Annotated in this window: 16 protein-coding genes; 5 read left to right on the forward strand and 11 right to left on the reverse strand. The window is 54.9% G+C overall.

The window, feature by feature from the left end:
* Nucleotides 1-35: 35 nt before the first annotated feature.
* Nucleotides 36-2,723: a cation-transporting P-type ATPase gene (locus QMZ30_RS01005; protein ID WP_283225990.1), complete on the reverse strand. Its 2,688-nt coding sequence runs from the start codon at nt 2,721-2,723 to the stop codon at nt 36-38.
* Nucleotides 2,724-3,484: 761 nt separating this feature from the next.
* Between QMZ30_RS01005 and QMZ30_RS01010 the strand changes: the two genes are divergently transcribed.
* The 3 genes from QMZ30_RS01010 to QMZ30_RS01020 are packed head-to-tail and all read left to right on the forward strand — an operon-like array spanning nt 3,485 to nt 8,594.
* Nucleotides 3,485-4,570 (forward strand): efflux RND transporter periplasmic adaptor subunit, encoded by a 1,086-nt coding sequence (locus QMZ30_RS01010; protein ID WP_283225991.1) that lies wholly within the window; start codon nt 3,485-3,487, stop codon nt 4,568-4,570.
* A complete protein-coding gene (locus tag QMZ30_RS01015; RefSeq protein ID WP_283225992.1) occupies nt 4,570-7,632 on the forward strand; it encodes an efflux RND transporter permease subunit in 3,063 nt (1,020 codons plus the stop codon). Before QMZ30_RS01010 ends, QMZ30_RS01015 begins: the two co-directional genes overlap by 1 nt.
* A complete protein-coding gene (locus QMZ30_RS01020; RefSeq protein ID WP_283225993.1) occupies nt 7,629-8,594 on the forward strand; it encodes an acyltransferase in 966 nt (321 codons plus the stop codon). Before QMZ30_RS01015 ends, QMZ30_RS01020 begins: the two co-directional genes overlap by 4 nt.
* On the opposite strand, the gene QMZ30_RS01025 is transcribed toward QMZ30_RS01020, so the two are convergent.
* Both QMZ30_RS01025 and pagP read right to left on the reverse strand, forming a co-directional pair.
* The gene (locus QMZ30_RS01025) at nt 8,584-10,074 is read right to left on the reverse strand and encodes an alpha/beta hydrolase (protein ID WP_283225994.1); all 1,491 of its coding nucleotides are present in this window, start codon (nt 10,072-10,074) and stop codon (nt 8,584-8,586) included. The two genes, QMZ30_RS01020 and QMZ30_RS01025, sit on opposite strands and share 11 nt — an antisense overlap.
* Nucleotides 10,064-10,621 carry a lipid IV(A) palmitoyltransferase PagP gene (gene pagP / locus QMZ30_RS01030; protein ID WP_283225995.1) on the reverse strand — a complete coding sequence of 186 codons (558 nt, stop codon included), beginning with the start codon at nt 10,619-10,621 and terminating at the stop codon, nt 10,064-10,066. Before pagP ends, QMZ30_RS01025 begins: the two co-directional genes overlap by 11 nt.
* A gap of 281 nt (nt 10,622-10,902) precedes the next feature.
* Between pagP and QMZ30_RS01035 the strand changes: the two genes are divergently transcribed.
* Nucleotides 10,903-12,450 (forward strand): sensor domain-containing diguanylate cyclase, encoded by a 1,548-nt coding sequence (locus QMZ30_RS01035; RefSeq protein ID WP_283225996.1) that lies wholly within the window; start codon nt 10,903-10,905, stop codon nt 12,448-12,450.
* A 9-nt stretch (nt 12,451-12,459) separates the two neighbouring features.
* On the opposite strand, the gene QMZ30_RS01040 is transcribed toward QMZ30_RS01035, so the two are convergent.
* Genes QMZ30_RS01040 through QMZ30_RS01070 form a run of 7 tightly spaced genes read right to left on the reverse strand, consistent with a single transcriptional unit; the run spans nt 12,460 to nt 21,126 of the window.
* The gene (locus QMZ30_RS01040; RefSeq protein WP_283225997.1) at nt 12,460-13,575 is read right to left on the reverse strand and encodes a M24 family metallopeptidase; all 1,116 of its coding nucleotides are present in this window, start codon (nt 13,573-13,575) and stop codon (nt 12,460-12,462) included.
* Nucleotides 13,575-14,801 (reverse strand): M20 family metallopeptidase, encoded by a 1,227-nt coding sequence (locus QMZ30_RS01045; RefSeq protein ID WP_039326934.1) that lies wholly within the window; start codon nt 14,799-14,801, stop codon nt 13,575-13,577. The genes QMZ30_RS01040 and QMZ30_RS01045 overlap by 1 nt, the downstream gene beginning before the upstream one ends.
* Nucleotides 14,802-14,811: 10 nt before the next feature.
* Entirely contained in the window at nt 14,812-16,449 is a 1,638-nt protein-coding gene (locus QMZ30_RS01050) for a dipeptide ABC transporter ATP-binding protein (RefSeq protein WP_283225998.1), read from the reverse strand.
* Nucleotides 16,446-17,276, reverse strand: a complete 831-nt coding sequence (locus tag QMZ30_RS01055; RefSeq protein ID WP_283225999.1) for an ABC transporter permease — start codon at nt 17,274-17,276, stop codon at nt 16,446-16,448. The genes QMZ30_RS01050 and QMZ30_RS01055 overlap by 4 nt, the downstream gene beginning before the upstream one ends.
* Entirely contained in the window at nt 17,269-18,216 is a 948-nt protein-coding gene (locus QMZ30_RS01060; protein WP_283226000.1) for an ABC transporter permease, read from the reverse strand. Before QMZ30_RS01060 ends, QMZ30_RS01055 begins: the two co-directional genes overlap by 8 nt.
* A 9-nt stretch (nt 18,217-18,225) precedes the next feature.
* Nucleotides 18,226-19,824 carry an ABC transporter substrate-binding protein gene (locus QMZ30_RS01065; RefSeq protein ID WP_283226001.1) on the reverse strand — a complete coding sequence of 533 codons (1,599 nt, stop codon included), beginning with the start codon at nt 19,822-19,824 and terminating at the stop codon, nt 18,226-18,228.
* 21 nt (nt 19,825-19,845) lie between these two features.
* Entirely contained in the window at nt 19,846-21,126 is a 1,281-nt protein-coding gene (locus tag QMZ30_RS01070) for a M20 family metallopeptidase (protein ID WP_283226002.1), read from the reverse strand.
* A 79-nt stretch (nt 21,127-21,205) separates the two neighbouring features.
* Here QMZ30_RS01070 and QMZ30_RS01075 point away from each other — a divergent pair, with 79 nt between their 5' ends.
* Complete coding sequence (locus QMZ30_RS01075; RefSeq protein WP_283226003.1) at nt 21,206-21,976, forward strand: GntR family transcriptional regulator; 771 nt, start codon at nt 21,206-21,208, stop codon at nt 21,974-21,976.
* Between the two features lie 47 nt (nt 21,977-22,023).
* On the opposite strand, the gene proX is transcribed toward QMZ30_RS01075, so the two are convergent.
* Entirely contained in the window at nt 22,024-23,022 is a 999-nt protein-coding gene (gene proX / locus QMZ30_RS01080; RefSeq protein ID WP_283226004.1) for a glycine betaine/L-proline ABC transporter substrate-binding protein ProX, read from the reverse strand.
* Between the last annotated feature and the right edge of the window lie 288 nt (nt 23,023-23,310).

Consider the following 23,310-nt stretch of genomic DNA (forward strand, 5'->3'; position numbering starts at 1 on the left):
CGGACAGCACCCACAAGCGCAGGTGCTGTTGATGTTTACGCGGTTCTGAATTTGCGGGTTAACGGCTTCTCGATTTCAACAATCAGGAACATCACAAATCCGATGATGAAGGTGATCACCCAGTAGCGGAACGGCAGTCCGGTGGTGCCAAACAGCATCTGCATAAAGGGCGCGTAAATGATCAGGAGTTGCAGCACTAACAGCACCGCACTGACGATCCAGATCCCTTTGTTCATCAGTAAGCCTTTAGTCAACGAGAAGCCATCGGAGACGCGGCAGTTGAGCATATAGAACCACTGTGCGGTCACCAGAGTTTGCAGTAACACTGTACGGATAAACTCCGGAGAGTAGCCACGCGGCTGTAGCCAGGCTTCCAGTACAAAGGCGCTGATGGCGATCATCGAACCGACAAAAATCACGCGCCAGATCGCAAAACCATCCATCACGTGCAGCTTAGGATCGCGAGGTGGGCGGCGCATGATGTTCTTCTCACCGGCCTCAAAAGCCAGGCCAAAGGAGAGCGTGGCGGATGTCGCCATGTTCATCCACAGAATCAGTACCGGCGTGAGGGGAATTAAATTCCCCGCCAACAGCGCGATAATGATCAGCAAGCCCTGCGCAAGGTTGGTGGGCATGATAAACAGAATGGTTTTTTTCAGGTTATCGTACACCCGACGCCCTTCCCGCACCGCGCTGGCAATGGTGGCAAAGTTATCATCGGTTAACACCATATCGGCGGCTTCTTTGGTGACTTCGGTGCCTTTAATCCCCATTGCCACGCCAACATCAGCTTGTTTCAGCGCTGGCGCATCATTCACGCCGTCCCCGGTCATCCCGACCACCTCTTTTCTACTCTGCAGCGCCTGCACCAGACGGAACTTATCCTCGGGGCTGGTACGGGCAAAAATATCGTAGGTCTGCGCCGCTTCGCTCAACTGGTGATCGTCCATCACTTCTAACTCACGCCCTGTAATAGCGCTGTTAGCATTGCCGATACCCAGCATCTGACCAATACTCATCGCCGTTTGCGGGTGGTCACCGGTGATCATTTTGACGCGGATACCGGCTTGCAGGCAGTCACCAATCGCGGTGATCGCTTCAGGGCGCGGTGGGTCCATCATTCCGGCGATGCCCAGCAAAATCACCCCCTGCTGCAGGTCAGCGTGATCTAACTCTGTTTGCCCCGGTAATGCAGGTTTCCAGGCTGCCGCCACCATGCGCAGACCTTCCCGCGCATACTCCTCGATTTTGGCCTCCCACCACGGAAGATCCAGCGGCTGCAGGCCCGTCTCCGTTTGCTGTTGCTGACACAGCCTGAACAAGACATCCGGCGCGCCGGTAATCAGTATCCGCTCCTCATCACCGATGCGATACAGCGTCGACATGTATTTGTATTGCGAATCAAACGGAATTTTACTGCGCAGTTCAGTGGTCACCACCGGCAGTTGCCCTTTGGCCGCCAGCACTTTTAACGCCCCTTCCGTCGGGCCGCCGGTGATTTTCCAGAACCCGCTGTCATCCTTAATCAGTTGGCTGTCATTGCACAGATCGATGGTGCGCAGATAGCGCCCCAGCAAGGAGTCTTCAGTGACCGTAACCGGGATTGCATCATCTGATTTGTGAATCGCCCCTACCGGTTCATAACTGTCACCCTCAACCCGATAGATATGATCGGCGGTGATCACCGCTTTGACCGTCATCTCATTCATGGTCAGGGTGCCGGTTTTATCTGAGCAGACCACCGTCATGGCACCCAGGGTTTCAACCGTCGGCAGTTTACGGATGATCGCCTTCTGCTTCGCCATCACTTGCACACCGAGAGAAAGGATGATAGAGATAATCGCGGGTAATCCCTCAGGAACGGATGCCACTGCCAGGCTTATCAGTGAGAGCATCAGTTCAGAAACTGGCATATCCCGGAACAGTAAACTAAAGACGAACAGTGCTGCCATCATGACCAGGATGAGCACGAAAATGGCTTTACCCAGCTTATCCATCTGTACCATCAAAGGTGTACGATGTTTTTCGATATCGGACATCATCTGGTTGATGTGCCCTAACTCGGTTTCACCCCCGGTCGCGACCACCAGGCCCTTACCCCCACCCGAACTCACGGTGGTACCGGAAAACAGCAGGTTGGTGCGATCGCCTAAAGGCAAATCGCCGGTCAACGCCTCGGTGCCTTTCTCTACAACCGTAGACTCCCCGGTAAGGATCGCTTCCTCCACCCGCAAATTATGGGCTTCGATAACGCGCAGATCGGCTGGAATACGGTCACCGGCGCGGATCACAACCACATCGCCAGGCACCAGTGCCGTGGTGGCTACGGTTTCATGCTGGCCCGCGCGCACCACCACCGTTTCACTGGAAAGCATATTGCGAATACTTTGCAGCGACTTTGCCGCGTTACTTTCCTGGATATGGCCAATCAACGCATTGACCACGGCTACACCCAGTATCACGGACATATCGACCCATTGCCCCATGACGGCTTTCAGCAACGCGGCAGCCAGCAGGACATAGATCAAGACATCATTAAAGTGGGCGAGAAAACGTAGCCATGCTGGCTTGCCGGGTTTCTGCGGCAGCGCATTTTCACCGTATTGTTGTAAACGGGCTGCAGCCTCCGCACTGCTAATACCCTCAATTGAACTCTCTGTCTTGTTGAGCGTCTCATCGACCGAGAGTTGATAGTACGCACTTTCCGATTTACCCATTTTCATCGCTTTCTCCTCAAATCCTGTTTCGGAAATCAAGGCGGTGATATCCCGTTATTAACAGAACCACGTCGAATACAAAGACAAATTTCCACAAATTGCCTGAGATGAGGTCCGTTTATAACTGAAAGATATGCAATTAGTCGCTACTCACAGCAAGTGAGCAGGGGAATAATCTATACAATCATATTATCAAGTTGAAAATTAGACGTTATAAACGTAGCACAGGGCCATTCAACTTATTCGCCCATCAATCAAAAACAGTAAGAAAAACACCAAATAAAAAGAATCGCCATTATTAACCCAAAGATTAATAAGCTATTTTGACTTACAACAAACTAAACAAAGTGAATTGTTAACATTTTCACCCTCCATGGCGAGACCTGTTTTTATTTCGTTAACCAGGCTAAAAACACCATTTACTTAAACAAAATCAGAACAAAAAACCAAAAATATCGTAAAAGTTATTGCAATTATCAAACTTTACAAACTTTGATCTCTACGACTATGCTCATCCATAGCAAAAACAATCTCATAAACCTCTCACTCTGTTTATAACTGTGGCGCTGTTTGATGGCGATCAAGGTTAATGGAGGCAACGATGCCGGACTATAGTCTGCTCCGTCTAAGTCTGTATGTTGTGTTAGCGATTATCACCTGTTCTGCCGTCGGACTTTTCACTTACGCGGTGGTTTCCATGTTGGGCGAATAAATGAGGCGCTAATAATAACGCAAAAAATTACATCGTTATTGCAAAGAGGAACTCTGTGATGCGTTATTTTTCTCTGATTGCCGTTGTTATTTTAATAACAACAGGTTGCGATCAAAAAAAACAGGAAGTTGCACCGCTGCCTCGCATGGTGAAAGTGATTGAGGTGGTGGCTTCAGGTCAATCTCAACAGCGTATTTTCCCTGCCCGTATTGAGTCGGGTGACTCCACTGACGTATCGTTCAAGCGCGGTGGACAAATTGATGCGCTGGAAGTGCGTCAGGGCAGTAGTGTGACTCAGGGTCAGGTGCTTGCCAGATTGGTGTCACGTGAAGCACAGCAGCGAGTGAATGAACGCCAGACTGCAGCGACCTTAGCGCAACGACAGTTTGCCCGCTTTCAAACCCTCTCAGGCCGTCAGGCCATCTCTCAGGCAGAAATGGACGTGCAGCGCGCTAATCGTGATGCCGCCAATGCCGCACTGCAAATCGCCCGCGAAGAGTTAAGTCAGATGACGCTCACCGCACCGTTCAGTGGCACCGCGGCAACGGTCAACGTGCGTAATCATCAGGTGGTCGCTGCCGGCCAAACCATTGCCACCCTGACACGCACTGACTTGCTCGATGTGGTGTTCAATGTACCGGAAAACCTTTTTACCTCTCTCGACATCCGGAATATGGCTTACCGTCCCGTGGTGCGGATAAACACCCTACCCGATCGCCAGTTTCAGGCTGAATACAAAGAACACACCGGCAGCAGTAGCAGCAATACCTTGACCTGGCAGGTGATTCTGACCATGCCGCGTCCTGCCGACTTCCCTGCTGTCGGTGGCGTTAGCGGCACTGTCACCATCAATCTGGCGAATCTCCCGGCTAACGTAAATCACGAATCCTTGGTTGTTCCGGTAGAGGCGGTCTTTAACCCGGATAGCAGCCAGCGTAATGAACCCCATGTTTGGGTGGTGCAAGGCAGCGGCGATCAATTCCATCTCGAAGATCGTAAAGTTTCCGTGGGTGAGGTCACCGATCAGGGCGTGGTGATCACCTCCGGATTACATGCAGGTGAACGCGTGGTCGCGGCGGGCGTCAATGAATTGCACGCTCAACAAGCAGTGCGCATCTGGACGCGTGAGCGGGGTCTGTAATGGATATTTCCCGACAGTTTATAGATAACCCGATTCGCGTCTGGCTGGCGATTTTGCTGCTGGGCGTTGGGGGGATTTTTGCCCTGCTGAATATTGGGCGCCTGGAGGATCCCGCGTTCACCATCAAGACCGCCGTGGTGGTGACACAATACCCCGGCGCTTCCGCACAACAGGTGGAAGAAGAAGTCACGCTGCCGCTGGAAAATGCCCTTCAGCAGCTGCCCTATCTGGACAACGTCAGTTCCATCTCCTCCAATGGTCTGTCACAGATCACCGTGAACATTGCTTCGCGCTATCACTCCAACGAATTGCCACAAATCTGGGATGAACTCCGGCGGCGCGTGGGGGATGCGGCGCGCTTCTTCCCGCCCGGTGTGGCAGCCCCGTTCGTTAATGATGATTTTGGCGATGTGTTTGGCTTTTTCTTCGCCATTTCCGGTGACAATTTTAGCAATCCTGAGCTGGTGCAGTACGCCGAGCAGCTTCGGCGCGAACTGGTGCTGGTGCCTGGCGTCGGTAAAGTTACGCTGGGCGGTGTGATTCCCCAGCAGATCAATGTCGATGTCTCGCTGACGAAAATGGCGGCGCGCGGCATTACCCTGACGCAGCTTTCCAGCGCATTAAGCCGCTTGAATGTGGTTTCCAGCGCCGGGGAGATCAAGTCTGGCACCGAATCGATTCGCCTGCATCCCACCGGAGAGTTTCAAAGTCTCGATGAATTAAGCGATCTGTTGATCAGCCCGGTCGGTGCAACGGCGACCACCCGCTTACGCGATATCGCCACCCTGTCACGTGGACTCAGCGAGTCGCCTACCAGCATCTATCACGCCAGCGGAAAACCCGCAGTCACCATGGGCGTCTCCTTCATTCCTGGCGTTAACGTGATTGATGTCGGGCATGCGCTGGAAGCCAAAATGCAGCAAATGTCAGCCGAAAAACCGGCCGGCATTCAGATCAATATGTTCTACGACCAGGCCGCCGAAGTAGCGCACTCCGTCAATGGCTTTATCACCAACTTCCTGATGGCACTGGCGATTGTAGTCGGGGTGCTGCTGATCTTCATGGGAGTACGTAGCGGCATCATTATCGCCCTGTCGCTGGCGTTGAATGTGCTGGGTACGCTGTTGATCATGTACCTGTGGGGCATTGAGTTGCAGCGTATTTCGCTGGGTGCGCTGATTATCGCCCTTAGCATGCTGGTGGATAATGCGATTGTGATCGTCGAAGGGGTACTGATTGCGCGCCAGCAGGGTTCATCGCTGGTTTCGTCGATGAACTTTGTCATTCGACGCTCCACCTTTCCCCTGTTAGGGGCCACCATCATTGCGATTTTGGCCTTCGCACCGATTGGCCTGTCGCAAGACTCCACGGGTGAATACTGTAAATCGCTGTTCCAGGTGTTGCTGATCTCGTTAATGTTGAGTTGGTTCTCCGCCCTCACCATCACGCCGGTGCTGATCAAATGGTGGTTGTTTAAAGCCGGGAGCGATGGCAGCACGCAAACGGAAAAATCGCCGTATGACGGCGGCTTCTATCAACTGTATCAGCGCATACTGAAAGCGCTGTTAAGCCAAAAAACGCTGACGTTATCTGTGATGGCGGTGCTGCTGGCGCTCTCTGTCTGGGGCTTTGGTTCGGTACGACAAAACTTCTTCCCCTCCTCTAACACGCCGATTTTCTTTGTCGATCTCTGGCTGCCGTATGGCACGGACATTAAGTCCACCGAGCAAATGGCCAGCGATATTGAAAAGTCGATCACCGGTCAACCCGGCGTGGTGTCAACGGTGACCACCATCGGCCAGGGCAGCATGCGCTTTATCCTCACCTATAACGGGCAGCGCCAGTACAGCAACTACGCCCAAATCATGGTGCGCATGGACGATCAGCGAAAAATTGCGGCGCTGGCGCGCACCATTGATGCGGATATCGCCCGGCAATATCCGCAGGTGAATGCCAGTACTAAGCGCGTGATGTTTGGCCCCTCTGGCGGCAGTGCGATTGAGGTGCGCATTAAAGGCCCCGATCCGGACCGCATGAGACTGATTGCCAGTCAGGTCGGCGATATTCTGTCTCAGGACCCCGCAACCGATAGCGTGCGTAATGACTGGCAAAACCGCAGCAAAGTGATTCGTCCGCAGTTTAACCCCGCGCTGGGCCGTGAATTGGGCGTGGATAAACAAGAGATCGATACCGCCCTGCAGATGAATTTTACCGGCAGTCGCGTAGGGCTCTATCGCGAAGGCGCAGATCTGTTACCGGTGATCGTACGTCCACCGGCCAGCGAACGCCAGGATGCGAACCATCTCAACAATGTGCTGGTGTGGAGTCAGAGCCAGCAGCACTATATCCCGCTTAGCAACGTGGTCAGTGACTTCAAGCTGGAGTGGGAAGATCCGCTGATTTTACGCCGCGACCGCAGTCGCGTACTGACAGTGCAGACCGATCCTAACCCGCTGAGCAGCGATACTTCCGGTGACATTCTGGCGCGGGTGAAACCGCAGATTGATCAGATCCCCCTGCCACACGGTTACAGCATTGAGTGGGGAGGAGACGCCGAAAGCTCCAGCGATGCCCAGCAAGGGGTATTTACGACGTTACCTATCGGCTATCTGGTAATGTTTGTTATCACGGTGCTGATGTTCAGCTCACTGAAAAATGCCGTTGCCATTTGGCTGACAGTGCCGCTGGCGCTGATTGGCGTGACGCCAGGCTTTTTAATCACCGGCATTCCGTTTGGCTTTATGGCCCTGATTGGTTTACTCAGCCTCAGCGGTATGTTAATCCGCAACGGTATTGTGCTGGTTGAGGAGATTGAGCAGCAGAAACAGGCGAAACCGCAACACGAAGCCATTCTCTACGCCGCCACCTCGCGTTTACGGCCGATTTTGCTGACCGCCTTTACCACGGTGCTGGGCCTTGCGCCGCTGCTGCGCGATGTGTTCTTCCAGAGCATGGCGGTGGTGATTATGTTCGGTTTGGGCTTTGCTACCGTGCTCACCTTGCTGGTGTTGCCGGTGATTTACGCCTGCTTCCATCGACCCACATCCGCCGTCTCGCCATGAATGTCACCGGGCTCAACGTCATTAAAACCATGGGCTGCATGGCGGCGGTGACCTTTTTCACCCTGTATAACACCTGGGATCGCTACGATTATGATTACCACTGGATTCTGGCCTTTCTGACGTTTATCTCCACCATCGCCACCCCGCTGTTTTTTGTGGTGGCCGGCATCATGGATGCACGCGCCGAGCAGGACTTGCGCTGGCAACTGACGAAAATCAGGAATGTGGTGATCGTTTTTCTTTTCTGGATGACGGTGTATTACCTGTGGGAGCCCTATCAACGCGGCTACCTGATTCAGCCCTGGTTTGTGTTTTCTTTTGTCGTGATTTACAGCTTCCACCCGCTGGTCGCCTGGCTCAGCCTGCATCGCATCACCTTTGCCGCTCTGGTGCTGACCCTGTTGCTGTTCTCTTATGGCTATGACCTGCTTGCGGTGCTGTATCCCGATGTCAGCCTGTTTCGCCTCGAGCCGCAGTATCGCATCTGGACCTGGTTGCTGTTTTATCTGACGGGGCAGTTATTGTGCGAGCCCGTCATTGCCGAATGGCTCAACCGGCGGAATGTGACGCGTGCTGCGGCAATTGCGCTGCCCTTCATCTACCTGTTTACCTGGCTCTACGAGCAACATTTTTTCTTTGCGCTGTTCAAGGCCGACCGAAATGCCTTTCTTCTGACCGGCTCACAAATCTATTTGCTGGTGGTGGTACTGGTGGTGGCCGCCAGTCGTGTGCGCTTCCGGCGCAATGTGGTGTTCAAGGAGACGGTGCTCGCTACCATCAGCAAAACCATGACCGGCGTGTACATTCTTCACTATTCCGTCTTTGATCTCATTACGGCATGGATCCCGATCAACTCGCTGGCAACCAAACTGGCGCTGCTGGTCGTCACCTTCGCTGCCTCGGTGCTGATCTCGCAACTGATCCTGGCCAGTTCGTGGCTCAAGAAAGTCATCACCCTTTGAGGCAGCGCAGCAGATCGCTTTGTTGACTACAGACAATGCGGGCATTAATTTGCGCCATCATCACGTCAAAGAACGGATTAGAAGTGTTGCGCATCAGCGTATCCAGCCCCACCGTCAGGCTGGAGGTCTCTCCACGCAGTGAGATGGTTCCCAGGCTGATGCCATAGCGGTTTTTCTCCGTTGGCTCACGACCATACAGCGAATCGGTTAACGGGAAGGGCACCGCGATGTGCGACAGCGAATACATATCCTGCGGCCATGCAATATGCAGAGGTTGCATGACCTCGGTGCTTTGGTCCGCCTCAGTAGTACGCGCCACCGTTTCATAGGTGGTGGCGGACGCATTGGTGATCACCGTGGTCGTGTAGTGACGCGGGGCAGCAGGCAGCAAGGTGTTGACCGCCGAGTAGAGTGCAGGTCGGAATAAGGCGCGTAAATTGGCCGCCTGATTGATATCAAAAATCACCAGCTTACTGCCGTTGTCAGGCAAATATTGGTAGAGCGTGTTGACGACCGCACGCGTGCTGACAGTGGAATCCAGCACCGACTGGAATGTCAGTATGGGGGGTAAGTGGCTTAATTGTCCTGTGCGAGACAGTTGCACAATCTGGTCCTGTAACGCTTGAGTTAACAGCCAGGACTGACGTGCCGCCCGAACCGGGAAAGAGTTGTATTTGAAAGGGTTATACTCTGGCACGATATTCAGCCACGCCGCCTTGGCAAACACCGGGAACACTGCGGGCCAACCGGCCAGTCCGGCAAAGCGCGCATAGGCGGTGACGCCAATCATCGGTGACAGCAACACAATCTGCTGCGGTTTACGCAACTGGCTGTCCTGCTGGCTGTCGAGAGCATATTTCATCGCCAGCGCGCCCCCATTTGAGTAGCCCACCAGATGCAAGGGGACCTGGGAGCCTGCCAGCCGTGTGGCTTCACGCACTGCTAATCGTGTCACGGCCAGCCAGCTTTGCCAGTCGACTTTGGTCAACGAACCCGGTGCTGAGCCGTGTCCTGGCAGTCGCGGTACCACGGCGATAAACCCTTGTTGCTGATACGCCTGCGCCAGGTAGCGCACGCTGTAGGGTGAGTCAGTTAAGCCGTGCAGCAGGACAACCGCGCCCTTCACCGTGCCCGTGGGTTGCAGCACAAAAGAGCGATTCCAGTCGGTCTGGAATCCTTCAGGATTCACCGGGCTGTGCGGGTTAAAACGGTTAAGTGCGGTTTTCTCCTCATCGCTGAGTGTATCGCTCACTTCGCTTTTCAAATCGCGGAAAATGATATCTTCCCGTGCCAGATAATCGGCGAAGCTGGCGCGATCAATTTCATCAGCGGTCATTTCATCCGCAGACCAGGTATGCCAGCGATGCAGCGGCGGCCCTTGTTCAGACTGATAGCCACGTATTAGCAAAAACATTAACAGCAGCGCCAGAGCACCGATGATAAGGCGCTTAAACCATTTGAAGAGGGTGTCAGAAGCCATAACGGAACCAGGAGAACAGCACATTGCCGTTGTTGTAGGTTCCCGGAATGTAGGTGAACTGTACCGTTAAGCGTTTATACCCGGCGGAGAACAGTGGCAGAACAATCGGCAGCGGCACATAGTTGGCAAAGTCATCGCGCGCGGTAACGCCCGCCGTCAGCCCTAACCCCAGGCGAAAATCGCGGGCCTGATCGAGATACCAGCCCTTCTCCCAACCGTATCCAATAATCGGCTGCCATTTGTTGTGTGAATCCTTGAAGGCCATGGCATAGAGCGCACTCCAGTCGCCGTCTTCATTGTAACGTGAGACGCCCAGCCCCCCACCCCAAGGTGATTCGTTGTAGTTGTCGGTTTTCTCTTTGTCGTAAGCAAAACGGGCATGCCAACTAATAAACGGGAGATAGAGGTCGGTATATTGCGGTTGCTCCCAGGTTTGTGAAACGTCCTGCTTGAGCCACTCCCAGCCATCACTTAGCGTGCCGGCTGCACTGGCGGGTAAAACCCATAAACTTAACGTAAAAATGAATGAGGTCAGAATACTACGCATGGGACATCCTTCTGCAAAAGCACCGATGATAGTGATCAAGAGAAACAGCCAGCGTGATCTGCGTGCCCATTCCAGGCAGCAATTCAGTCAATATTATAGTTGTTTAACAGGGGTTGAGCTCTGTGTACTCATCGGACATCTCGTGGTTACCACGTGACAGACCAACCAAACATGACCCCGAGTAACAAATAATCCTGATATCGGCTTATTACCCCTGAAATATTCGAGTAATATTGGTCTTATATTAGGCCCACGATGTCAGCGATTTAATAAGAGTATAAATGCGTAAAAGAGTTCTCTCCGATGGTGCGCCACGCCTGTTAAAGACCTCATTGGGCAGAAGCATGGCGGTATTTTTACTGCTGGTCAGCCTGCTGGTAATTGCCATTAATGCCTGGTCACTCTGGCACTCCTGGCAGCAGAATCTCACGGAAAAAGAAGAAGACGCGCGCAACCTCTCCTTGTCGCTGGCGAAACAGGCGGAAGATGCCTTTCTGCAAGTGGATATTACGCTGGCAGATGCGGTGCGGCAGCTTCGACAAAACGGCAACGAGTTTGCCGCCACACCCCAGTTTTTACACCAGATTAAAGACCAGCAAAGTAAGTTGCCGCAATTGCACGGCCTGTTTGTTTACGACACGGCGGGTCATTGGGTGGCGTCATCCGGTAACTTTGTGCCGACCAATGCCAGTAATGCCGATCGCGATTATTTTATCTGGCACCAGACGCATGACAGCCTGGATATTCACATCAGCCATGTGATCCGCAGCCGTTCAACAGGTGACTTAGTGATACCGGTATCGGTTCGTTTGAACGACAGTACGGGTAAATTTGCCGGCGTGGCTCTGGCAACGGTGAAGGTGGACTATTTCCGTCAGTATTACAGCTATTACACCTTAGGTGAAAAAGATGCCTTAGGCTTGATTCTGGCCGATGCAACCGCGATCTACGTGCGCCCTTTCCCGGATAGCTTTATTGGCCGCACCCTCTCCGCCAGTCCGTTGTTTAAAACGGAGCTAAAAGCGGCCTCCAGCGGCAGCGCAACGTGGAAATCAACGCTGGATGGTGTAGAGCGTGTGTTCGGCTACGCTCGTCTGGAACGCTATCCCTTGATTGTCACGGCAGGCTATGACCTGAGCCGACTGCGCATGGAGTGGTTAACAGCTAACCTCACCAACGTGCTGCTGAATATTGTCTTGCTGTTTACCATCGCTGGCATGGGCCTGTTTGTATTACGCCAGGTCGGCACCAATGTGCGCAACCAGATTGAACTGACCCATGTGCGTGACGAACTGACCACCATCAACCATACCTTGCAGTCGCTGGCGTTGGTGGATGGCCTCACCGGCCTGGCTAACCGTCGTCAGTTTGATGCCCTGCTGGAACAAGCGCTGCTGCGCTCAGAAAAGACAGGCGATCCGTTATCGCTGGTGATGATCGATATCGACTATTTCAAACGCTATAACGATACCTATGGTCACGTGGCGGGGGATGAATGCCTGCAAGACGTCGCGCTGGCATTAAAAGACAGCGTGCATTATCACGGTGATGTGGTGGCGCGTTATGGCGGTGAAGAGTTCGCCATTATTCTGCCCTGCACCTCGCCACTGGAGGCGCAAAAAGTCGCTGAACGTGCCGTGAGCCTTGTTGCGGAAACGGGTATCGCGCACGAAAGCACCGAACTGACGACTGGCGTGGTCACCGTCAGCGCGGGCTTCAGCACCCTGACGTCCACAGGTCAGCCTGGTGAGGCGGAACGGCTGAAACTGGATGCCGATAAAGCACTCTACCAGGCGAAACGAGGTGGGCGTAACCGCGCGATGGCGTAGTGATGGTGTTTATTCGTTTTGCGGCAGCGACAGTAGCTCGCGCGGTAAGTGCGTCAGGCGCTCCGCCCCCTGCGGGGTGACACGCACCGTTTCGCTAAAGGCCAGGCTCTGCGCGGAAATATACATATGGAACACCATATCTTCCTCCAGTCGCCACTCGGCTTTGGCATGGAAGCTACAGGAAAAATCGCTCGGGCGCGGCGTGCGGGTATACAGCCCCAGCGCGTAGCCGGTGATGTTGGGGTAGTCAGCACGCAATCCGCTATTCAGTACCGCTTCACGTGCAATCGCATCCACTTCACAGGCGCTCACTCCCGGCTTCATCGCCGCCAGTTGGCGATCCTGAATGGCAATCAATAACCGCGCCAGTTCAGCCCGCTGCGGCGAAATCTCACCGACAATAAACGGCCGCATCAGCCGCGCACTGTAGTGCTGCACTTTGGGGATCAGCTCTACGTGCAGCACATCACCGCGCTGTAAACGCTGTTCGTGCCCACTGGCGTGCAGGAAGCCATTGTCACCGCTGGCGATAACAATCGGTCCCGTTTCCCCGGTATCGGCACCCAATTGCAGAAACTGCCCGGCAGCCAGCGCGGCGACATCGCGCACGCGCCAGCCCTCACGTGCCTGGTTGCCAATGCTCTCCAGCGTGGCATCTGCTATTGCCGCTGCCTGACGTAAGGTCGCTAATTCTGCCGGGAATTTTACGCTGCGCAGCCGGTCGCTGATGCCGTTGAGATCGCACCACGCTACCTGCGGAAGAAGGCGTGACAGCTGCTGCCAGCTGTGCACGGTCATACCATAGGAGTGGAAATCCGCCCCGATGCGACTCTGTTGATAACCACGCCGCACCAGGCTCTGTGCCACTGCCCGCCAGGGATCCTCATCATCGCGATAGCTCTCTACCACCAGCTGTGGTGACTGGCTGCGGCACGGTGCCTCATCCAACTGGCGCAGCACCATCCATGGCTCCCCTTGCAAAGGAACCATGCAGGCGCGATACAGGGTTTCAGACACAGTATAGCCCGTCAGCCAGGCCAACAGTTCGCCATGATCAACGATCATCACCTCGGCGTTGGCCTGCTGCATGGCAGCGCGCAGGCGACTCAGTGCGGCACTAATCATCAGTTGCTCTCAACCGGCTGGCAGATTTCCAGGATGGCGAGTAAATAGATGCGCACCATATCGAGGAATTCGGTGATCTCAACGCGCTCATCCGGCATGGTGTTGTACTTACCGCCAGGGCCGCAGACGATGCCTTCCATTCCCGCATGCTGATAAAAATGCGCCGCATCGGTGCCAAAGAAAGCCGGTGGGGTGATTACACCCGTTGGTTGTTCGGTGCCGCGCACCGTTTTCCAGCCGCGATTGACCGCCTTAACAATCGGTGACTCTGGCGAGACCTCAAACGGCAACATGGTGGGTTTGTCGCGGATACCATCATCATATAACTCGGCTTTCAAGCCAGGATATCGCTGGCAGAGCGTATCCAGCAGCGCTTGCAGATCCGCCAGCACGCCTTCCACCGTTTGGCCCGGAGCAAAGCGTGCCGAGCCTTTCAAACGCACGAAATCAGCCACCTGCGGCGGTCGCCACTCCTCCAGTTCACGCCCCAGGGCGCCATGGACCGTGCCGATGTGCCCACGGTTCACCTTCAGGTGCTCGTCACTTTTCGCACCGCTGAAAACCATGCCGTTGATTTGCGGGATCAGCTCCACGGCGGCGCTGATGGCATCCACGGCCTCTTCACGTTTCGACAGATGGCGCGTATCGCCCGTCAACTCAATGGTGAACATCAACGAACCGGCATGCATGGTGAGCGCCTGCAAATCGGTGGGTTCCGCATTGATAAAGTAGTCGGCACGCACGCCCTGCTCAATCGCCGCCAGGGTGCCAATACCGCCCTGCAATTCACCCACCACGTAGGTCAGAATCACATCCCCTTTCAGCTTCACACCGGCATCAATCAGGGTTTTCAGCGCACAGAAATAGGCCGCATCGCCCGCTTTCATGTTGGAGACGCCAATACCGTAGATAAACTGGTCGTCAATTTTTCCCGCCCAGGGATCGACCGTCCAGCCTTCGGTGACCGGATTGGTATCCAGATGTCCGTTAAACAGCAGGCTGTTGCCACCACCGCTGCCCACCAGTCGTCCGATGGCGTTAAGGCGATCGCCGGGTACCTTTTGCAATTCGCTTTCCAGACCCAACTGTGCCATCTGCTCGGCCATATATTTGGCTAACTCGCGCTCGCCGTCAGTGGCGCTGTAGCTTTTGTGTTGCACCATTTTCGCCAGAAAAGAGAGACAAAACTCGCGATCAATATGATGAATTAACTGTTCAGGATTCATGCGTTTCTCGTTAAGCAACGGATTGGGATAAGTCGGGAACATGCACCGCTTCAAGCAACGCACGGGTATAAGGATGTTGCGCCAGCGCGGTCATGTTCTCACCGGGCAGGACTTCCACCACATCACCGCGATACATCACCGCCACGCGATGGGCGATTTGGCGGATCAGGTTGAGGTCGTGGGTAATAAACAGGTATGCCGTACCGTAGCGGCGGCGCAGTTCCAGCAACAGCTCAATAATGGTGGCCTGCACCGACACATCGAGCGCGGCGGTGATCTCATCGCAAATCACTAAATCCGGCGGATTAGCAAAGGCGCGCGCGATGGCCACGCGCTGTTTCTGCCCGCCCGACAGCGCATGCGGATAGCGCGAAGCAAACTCTGCTGGCAGGCGCACCTCTTCCAGCAAGCGTGCCACCGCTTGCGCTTCGGTTTCGCCAGGTGGCAGACCGTACAAACGCAGCGGACGCGCAATGATTTCGCCGATGGTCATGCGCGGATTGAGTGAGGCATCCGGGTGCTGGAAGATCATCTGCACACGGCGGCGATACTCCTTATCCATCTGCGCACGGCCCTGCAATGCGTAGCCGCAAAAATCCAGTTCACCGCTGAACGGCACTAACCCAGTAATGGCTTTGCCCAGTGAGGACTTACCCGAACCCGACTCCCCCACCACACCCAAAATTTCGCCCTGATGCACGGTCAGCGCCACCGAGTTGGCCGCACGCGTGGTATTGGCCTCGCGCTTGAGCAGGCGATCGAGAAAACCTTGCTGACCATAATCGATGGTGAGATTGTCCAGCTTCAGCAGCGGCTGCGAGCCAGCGGCATCCGCAACCAGTCGCTGCTGAGGATTAGGCACCGCCGCAATCAATTTGCGGGTGTAACTGTTTTGCGGTGCGCTAAACAGGCTATGGGTATCGGCCTGCTCCACGATGCGCCCCTTATCCAGCACGCAGACCCGGTCAGCCACTTTGGCCACCAGCGCCAGATCGTGAGAAATATAGAGGGAAGCCACTCCGGTCTCTTCGCGCAGACGTTCGTAGAGATCGAGAATTTGCGCTGAACTGATCACGTCCAGCGCCGTGGTCGGCTCGTCAAAAATCATGCAATCCGGCTGACAGGCGAAAGCGGTGGCGATCAAAATACGCTGCTTCTCGCCGCCCGACACCTGATGCGGATAACGGCGCATCATGCGCGCCGGATGCTTGAGTTCGACATCCTGCAGCAGTGACTCGCCCAACTCCTGCGCTTCTCGGGCGTTTAAGCCGCGATGACGGCGCAACACTTCCGTCACCTGCTCACCGAGTGTCAACGTTGGGTTGAGCGAGGCACTGGGGTCCTGGAAAATCATCCCCAGTTTTGCGCCACGCAGTGCCATCAATTTCGGGGCCGGCAAACTCAGCAGGCTCTCACCATTGAGACGGATATCGCCCCATTTCTCCTGCGCATTGCTCGCCAGCCAGCGCATGATCGCCCAGCCAAGCGTGGTTTTGCCGGAACCGGATTCACCGACTAAACCCAGCACTTCACCCGGCATCACCTGCAGGCTGATGTCACGCAGTACCGGCAACGCCTGTCCACTTTGCAGTGCGTAATCCAGGCTGTAATTTTCCACCGACAGCACCGGTGCAGGTTTCACGTTCATCCGTGGCTCCTTGGGTTGAGCACGTCACGCAGCCCGTCACCCAGCAAATTAAATCCAATCGCCACCAGCGCAATGGCTAATCCGGGGATCATCATCATCCACGGGGCGCTGAAGAAGTAGGTTCTCGCCTCAGACACCATTAAGCCCCACTCCGGCTCGGGAGGTTGCGCGCCTAAGCCGAGGAAACTCAGGGTGGCAAACAGCATGATGGCGAACGCAACGCGGATGGTGGCTTCAACAATGATCGGCGCCAGAATATTTGGCAGCATCTCGCGCAGAATGATGTAGTGTCCGGCTTCGCCACGCGCAATCGCCGCATTGATGTAATCCTGCTGACGCGCCGCCAATGCCACACTGCGTGAGATACGCACCATGCCCGGCACAAAGGCAATGGTGATCGCCAACACCGCATTCATGCTGCTCTGTCCCAGGGTACTGACAATCAATAACGCGAACAGCAGGCTGGGGATCGCCATCACCGCATCCATGGTGCGCATCATAAATTCATCGATCTTGCCGCCAAGGTAGGCGCTCGCCGTGCCCAGCACCGAGCCAATCACCATGGCTAATGCGGTCGCCAGCAGTGACAGCAAAATAGTGGAGCGTGCGCCCACCATCACCCGGCTGAAGATATCGCGCCCCATCTGGTCGGTGCCAAACCAGTGTTCTGTGCTGGGCGGTTTATAGCGCGTCAGAATCGAAATCGACTCCGGATCAAAGGGAGCGATATGCGCCCCACCCACCACCATCAGCAGTGCCAGCAGGATAATCAGCACGCCCATCGCACCCTGTGGCGATCGCAGTAACCGTTTTACAATCTCAGGCATAGGAAATTCGCTTATCCAAAGTCACGTAGGCCAAATCTGCCAGGAAGTTCACCACCGAATAGGTCGCGGCCAGAATCATCACGCCCGCCTGGATAGTGGGAAGATCGCGCGCCTGTACTGCCACGATCAGCTCCCGGCCAATCCCTGGAATGGCGAATATCTCTTCCACCACCACAATCCCACCGAGCAGATAGCCCACATCGAGAGCCACGATGGTGATAGTGGGTAGCAGGCCGTTACGCAACGCATGACGCCAGAGAATGCGCCTACGCGATAACCCTTTCAGCCAGGCGGCGCGGATGTAATCGGTATGCAGCACATCCACCATTTCTGAACGCACCATGCGGGAGACGTGTGCCACCAGAATCAACGCGACGGTGAGCGAAGGCAGGATCAGGTGCTGGACGCCGCTGACGAAGTTTTCACTCAGCGGCACATAGCCGGTAGCAGGCAAAATCTGCCAGACATCGGCAAACAGCAGCAGCACCAACGTAGCGGTGACAAATTCAGGGAATGAGATACCGATGTAGGAGATCACGCTAACTAACACATCGGCGGTCTTGCCACGACGCACCGCCGCCCAGATCCCCAGCGGGATGGCAATCACCAGCATCAATACCAGCGCACAGGCCGCCAGCAAAAGCGAACGCGAAAGCGCTGTCATCAACGTTGGCCCGACAGCCAGGCCATTACGCATCGAGACACCAAAATTACCCTGCAGTGCCTGCGTCAGCCAGTGCCAATACTGCAGCCAGGCGGGTGCATCCAGCCCTAAACGTTCACGCACGGCGGCGAGTGCCTCCGGCGTGGCGTTCTGGCCGAGCAAGGTGACAGCGGCATCCGCTGGCAACAGCTGCGTGATGCCAAACACCAGCAATGACACCACCAGCAAGGTGTAGATCATCAACAACAGACGTTTAAGCAGATAGCTCGCGGTCACGGTCTCTCCTTAAACAGCGCGTTTTGGCGCTTTGTCGGTCAGCCAGGTGTGGTCAAGACGGAACACCGCACCGCGTGGATGCAGGTGATAGCCCGCGACGTGGTCACGGCTGGCGGCCAGTAGATCGAAGAAGGTGGGGATCAGCGATGGCACTTCGTCATGCATCAACTGCTGCGCCTTGCCATACAGTGTGGTGCGCTGCGCATCGTCATGGGTTTCACGTGCGGCGTTCACGGCGCTATCAAAGTCGGCATTGTTCCAGCGCGTTTCATTCCACGATGCGGTGGAGGTGTAGAGCAGGGAGAACACTGCATCTGGCGTCGGCTGCATGTTGTAGAAGCCAACGTAGAAGTTGCCCTTTTTCCACACTTGATCGAGATAGGTGCTGTGCGCCATGGTTTGCACCTCAATGCGGAAACCGCCCTGCTTGGCCATTTCACGCAGCGCGATACCCAATTGCGTACGGGTCGCCGGTTTGTCCGATGCAATCAGCGTGAGGTCGAGGCCATTGGGATAGCCTGCTTCGGCCAGCAGCGCTTTGGCTTTGCTGTAATCCACCGCTTTCTTTGCCAGGTTGGCATAGAACGGATAAGCGGCGTTGATCGGCGTGTCATTACCCGGTGAGCCGAGGCCATCGGCAACAAAATCCACCGACGCCTGGCGATCAACACAGAGTGCCAGCGCCTGGCGCACGCGCACATCGTTAAAGGGTTTTTGATCGCAACCCATGTTCACGTTGAGGAACTGCCCAGAAGCAACGCGCAGTGGCAGAACACCAGATGACTTGGAAAGACGCGCGAACTCACTTGATTGCGCGCTCAACATCAAATCGGTATCGCCCGAGATCAGTGCTGAACTCTCAGCGATACCATCGGGATACACCACCACTTCTACGCCATCAAGATACGGGCGTACCGGATCGTAGTAATGCGGATTACGCTTCACCACAATCTTGCGTTCAGGATCGTAAGAAACCAGTTGGAACGGACCCGCGCCCAGCGAGGCTTTGCTCAACTTATCGAACTGCCCTTGAGCAATGCTGGCAGGAATGATTTTGGCATCGGGATAGGCCAGCATCACCGGCAAATCCGCGTAGGGAGCGTCGGTTTCAATCAATACGGTGTTGTCATCTTTGGCACTCACCGCTTTAATCGGGCCGATGTTGTGCAACGCCGGGGACGCATTTTTCGGATCCAGCAGAGCTTGCAGGCTGGCCACCACATCCGCAGAGGTCAACGCGCTGCCGTCACTGAATTTGAGGTTGGGCCGCAGGGTAAAGGTCCACTGTTTGAGATCGGCACTTGCCTGCCACGATTGCGCCAAATCGGCTTCGGCCTTCATCTCTTGTGTCAGGCGAGTTAAGCCGCTGTACAGCAACTCCGCCACCAGATACTCCGGGTTGACGCGCACCTGATGCGGATTCAGCACGCTGACGGCCTGATCGACACTAATGCGTAATACACCGCCTTTACGCGGTGTGCCGCCTGGCGTGGCACTGGCGACCTGCGCGGCATGGGCCGAGAATGACCAAGGCAGCATGGCTGCACCAGTCAGAGCGGTTGAGCTGGTGATAAACTGTCTGCGGTTTAACCCTTTCATTGCGCACATCTTCTCTTCCTCGTTAGTGAGTTAAATACCCTGGGTTGGCTGAAAATCATCGGCGAGATACGCCAAAATGGACTGCGAAAGTGCGATCACATCTGCCATCGTTGTGAACTCATCGGCGGCATGAATGCGGTTATCGGGGCGGGCTAAGCCGCCGAGTAAAATCTCCTGAATACCGGCCTGTTGTACCCAGCCCATGTCAGAACTGGTGGACGATCCCCAGGGTTTGAACGCCTCACGGGGGAAGCCGAAACCTTGAGAGAGTGCGGCCTGCCAGCGCGGCCAGTGTGGGCCGTAAGGATCGGCGACCGGGGCGAGATGACCAATCAACTGCAAGCTGACATCCAGTGCGCGGCTGCCATCCATCGCCTGATCGATGCACTGCGTGAGTTCCTGCCAGACATCGTCAAATGCTTCTTCCGGCGCATAACGGCGATTGATCAACAGCTCAAACCGTTCCGGGATGGTGGAGCCTTTGCTGCCACCGTGGGCAGCGGCCAGGGTCAGCAGTGATGTGAGTGGTTGCCCCTGATAATGCGGCGGCGATGGCATCGCTGAGGTGCGCTGTTCCACTTCACCTTTGAGTTGATACAGAGCGTTCATCAAGGGGAGTGCCGCTTCGATGGCATTGACACCCAGCAGCGGATCGCCGGAGTGCGCTGAGCGCCCGGTGATCACCACTTTAAGATCGATGCTGCCAAAACAGCCCGCCCAAATGCGCGGCACCGCACCGCCGTTAAAGCTCAGCAAGTGCCCGGAGAACAGCTGCTGTTCCGCCAGGTAACGAATACCGGGATAAAGGCCGCCCTCTTCATCGGTGCACAGCAGGAAAACCGGATTAAAGCGCAACGGCAGATTGCAGGCTTGGGCTGCGCGAACCGCGGCCATCGCCGCCACGATGGTGCCTTTCATATCAGCTGCACCGCGACCATACAGTTTGCCTTCCGCCACGGTGAGCGCCAGTGGCGGAAAGCGCCAACCATCACCGGCAGGCACGGTATCGGTGTGGAAGTAGAGATTGCAGTTTTCTGCCGCCCCGCTGTTGAGTGTCGCAAGGACGTTCACTCGTTCGCCCTGCGCGCTGCCATCCGGTGCCTGCCACAGATGTTCGGGCACGGAAACACGCTGGCAACTGAAATTCATCTGCGTTAGCAACTGCGTTATCAGGTCAGCAAATTGCCCGTATCCGTTGCCCGGTGGGAAGCAGGTATCCACCGCTAACATGCGCTGCATATCGTCAGTGATTTGATCGGTATCATCCGCTATTTTTTCTAACGCACTGTTAAGGCGAGAGTTTCGCAACATAGGATTATCGTCTGTTGTATTTCTATATAGTTTATAGATAATGCAATTTAACGACGCAGGTCAATCGGTAATCAGAAACATGCAAAAAAACTATGACGCAGGCGACACACCGCAATTCACTCGGCTCAGTGAAGGCGAAGGCGCACCGCTGTATGAAGTGGTGAAGCGGCATATCAGTGAATCCATCCTGCAAGGTGAGTTACCCGCTGGCACCATTTTGCCGAGCGAGAATAGCCTGGCAGCGAAGTTTGGCGTGTCGGTGGGCACGGTGCGCAAAGCGCTGGCCGCGTTGACCACGGAAGGGATGTTGATGCGGCGGCGGAAAACTGGCACGGTGGTCACCGGCTGGGCGCCATTGCACAATCTCAGCCACTTCTTCCAGTATTTCCGCCTGCACGATAAGGCAGGTGGGCTGCTGCAATCTGAAACCACATTGCTGGATTACCAGATCGGGCAAGCCACGCTGGTTGAAGCGGAGAAACTACAGATTGCGGAGGGCGATGACGTGATTCGCCTGAAACGACAGCGTCGGGTAAAAGGAATGGCGGCCATGCATGAACGTCTGGTGTTGCCAGCCGCTCGTCTGCCCGATTTTCCTTCTGCCGCTCAGCTGCCACCGCTGTTGTATCGCTATCTGTTTGAACATTACGATTTGCGCGTCGCCGCAGTGCGCGAACAGATCACCGCACAGCTTGCTGATGAGGAGGATGCCGCCTTGCTGGAACTGACGTTGCCGCAAGCCGTGATGGTGATTGATGAGGTGTCGTTTGACCAGAGCGCAATACCGGTGATACTGGCGCACCACCGCTTCAGTACTGAGCACTTTATGTACGTGAATGAGGTGCGTTAAAAGCACGTCACGCCCTGCACTCTCACAGGGCGTGAGTCATATCAGCGTTATTTGGCTGCTGCCGCCGCTTCTTTCACCCAACCATCGAAAGTAGCTTGATGGGCATGGATCCAGCCATCGACATGGCGCTGTATATCGTCGCTCGAAGATTCTCCCGCGTGCATACGTTGATTCTGCGCGTTCACGTCAGCCAGTGGAAGTTTGACGATGGCGAACAATTTGGCGGCAGCCGGATTCTTTTCCGCCCAGGCTTTATTGGCAACAACATGTTCGTTGTTAGGCTTAAAGCCATAATTCTTACCATTCGGCAGCGCCGTATTTTCATTTTTCTGTGAACCCGGCGTGGCAGAGAAGGGAACCGTAAGCCACACCACATCTTTGCCCGGTTTTAATTCATCGCTGACCCAGTAAGGCGTCCAGGTGAAATAGAGCACCGGCTTACCGGTTTTATATCGCGTCAGGGTATCAGCAATAATGGCAGAATAATTCCCCTGATTCTGCTGCACGGTATTACTCAGGCCATAAGCGGCGATTTGCGCGCTAATGACCTGTCCACATACCCAGCCAGGATTACAACCGGCCAGATCGGCCTTGCCATCGCCATTCGCGTCAAACAGCTTCGCCAGTTTCGGATCTTTCAGCTGCGAAATATCCGTGATGTGGTATTTATCGGCGGTTTTTTTATCAATCAGATAACCCTGCGCCGCACCGCTGATATAGGTCCCCTGACGATAAAATTTCGCGTCGCCACCGGCTGCGTTATACATATCTTTTTGCAGCGGTTCCCAGTTCACCGCCATGTAGGTGGCATCTCCGGAGGCAATCGCCGTATAGGCCACGTTGTAATCGACCTCTTCCGTTGGCTTAACTTCATAACCTAACTTTTCTAACGCTCTGTTAATCAATTCAGTTTGAAACGACTCTTCCGGCAAGGTGCTCTGCACCGGCGAGACAGTGACGCCTTTGCCCGGTAATTCGGCAGCATATACCGCAGAGGAACTGATTAACGCAGCGAGAGAAACAGCAAGCAGACTTTTCCTGGTCATAATGGAAACCTTATTATTTTTTCATGCCAATAAATGGCGTCAGAATATCTCTGCAATAAAGAGATAAAAGAGGGAATAACTTAGAGTTGAAGGCTACTGCTGGAGATAATGGCGTGCGTAACGAAGACGGGTGTTGTAAGTGGTGAAAAACGACAAGTCAGCATTCATCATTATGATATTGGGTGACAGACCTTGCTTCTGTTTTCAGGCCTGCGACATACACTCCGGTGAATTAATCGTGAACTTACCATACCACAATATTTCGAGGCCGCAACCGTTAACCGGAAG

Source organism: Pantoea sp. EA-12, assembly GCF_030053355.1.
GTDB classification, from domain to species: domain Bacteria; phylum Pseudomonadota; class Gammaproteobacteria; order Enterobacterales; family Enterobacteriaceae; genus Pantoea; species Pantoea vagans_C.

Bases quoted from the DNA above. Each gene is read 5' to 3' on its own strand.
- QMZ30_RS01035 (WP_283225996.1), top strand. From the start codon at position 10,903: ATGCGTAAAAGAGTTCTCTCCGATGGTGCGCCACGCCTGTTAAAGACC.
- QMZ30_RS01050 (WP_283225998.1), bottom strand. From the start codon at position 16,449: ATGAACGTGAAACCTGCACCGGTGCTGTCGGTGGAAAATTACAGCCTG.
- QMZ30_RS01045 (WP_039326934.1), bottom strand. From the start codon at position 14,801: ATGAATCCTGAACAGTTAATTCATCATATTGATCGCGAGTTTTGTCTC.
- QMZ30_RS01025 (WP_283225994.1), bottom strand. From the start codon at position 10,074: ATGGCTTCTGACACCCTCTTCAAATGGTTTAAGCGCCTTATCATCGGT.
- QMZ30_RS01005 (WP_283225990.1), bottom strand. From the start codon at position 2,723: ATGAAAATGGGTAAATCGGAAAGTGCGTACTATCAACTCTCGGTCGAT.
- pagP (WP_283225995.1), bottom strand. From the start codon at position 10,621: ATGCGTAGTATTCTGACCTCATTCATTTTTACGTTAAGTTTATGGGTT.
- QMZ30_RS01055 (WP_283225999.1), bottom strand. From the start codon at position 17,276: ATGCCTGAGATTGTAAAACGGTTACTGCGATCGCCACAGGGTGCGATG.
- proX (WP_283226004.1), bottom strand. From the start codon at position 23,022: ATGACCAGGAAAAGTCTGCTTGCTGTTTCTCTCGCTGCGTTAATCAGT.
- QMZ30_RS01070 (WP_283226002.1), bottom strand. From the start codon at position 21,126: ATGTTGCGAAACTCTCGCCTTAACAGTGCGTTAGAAAAAATAGCGGAT.
- QMZ30_RS01020 (WP_283225993.1), top strand. From the start codon at position 7,629: ATGAATGTCACCGGGCTCAACGTCATTAAAACCATGGGCTGCATGGCG.
- QMZ30_RS01015 (WP_283225992.1), top strand. From the start codon at position 4,570: ATGGATATTTCCCGACAGTTTATAGATAACCCGATTCGCGTCTGGCTG.
- QMZ30_RS01040 (WP_283225997.1), bottom strand. From the start codon at position 13,575: ATGATTAGTGCCGCACTGAGTCGCCTGCGCGCTGCCATGCAGCAGGCC.
- QMZ30_RS01065 (WP_283226001.1), bottom strand. From the start codon at position 19,824: ATGTGCGCAATGAAAGGGTTAAACCGCAGACAGTTTATCACCAGCTCA.
- QMZ30_RS01075 (WP_283226003.1), top strand. From the start codon at position 21,206: ATGCAAAAAAACTATGACGCAGGCGACACACCGCAATTCACTCGGCTC.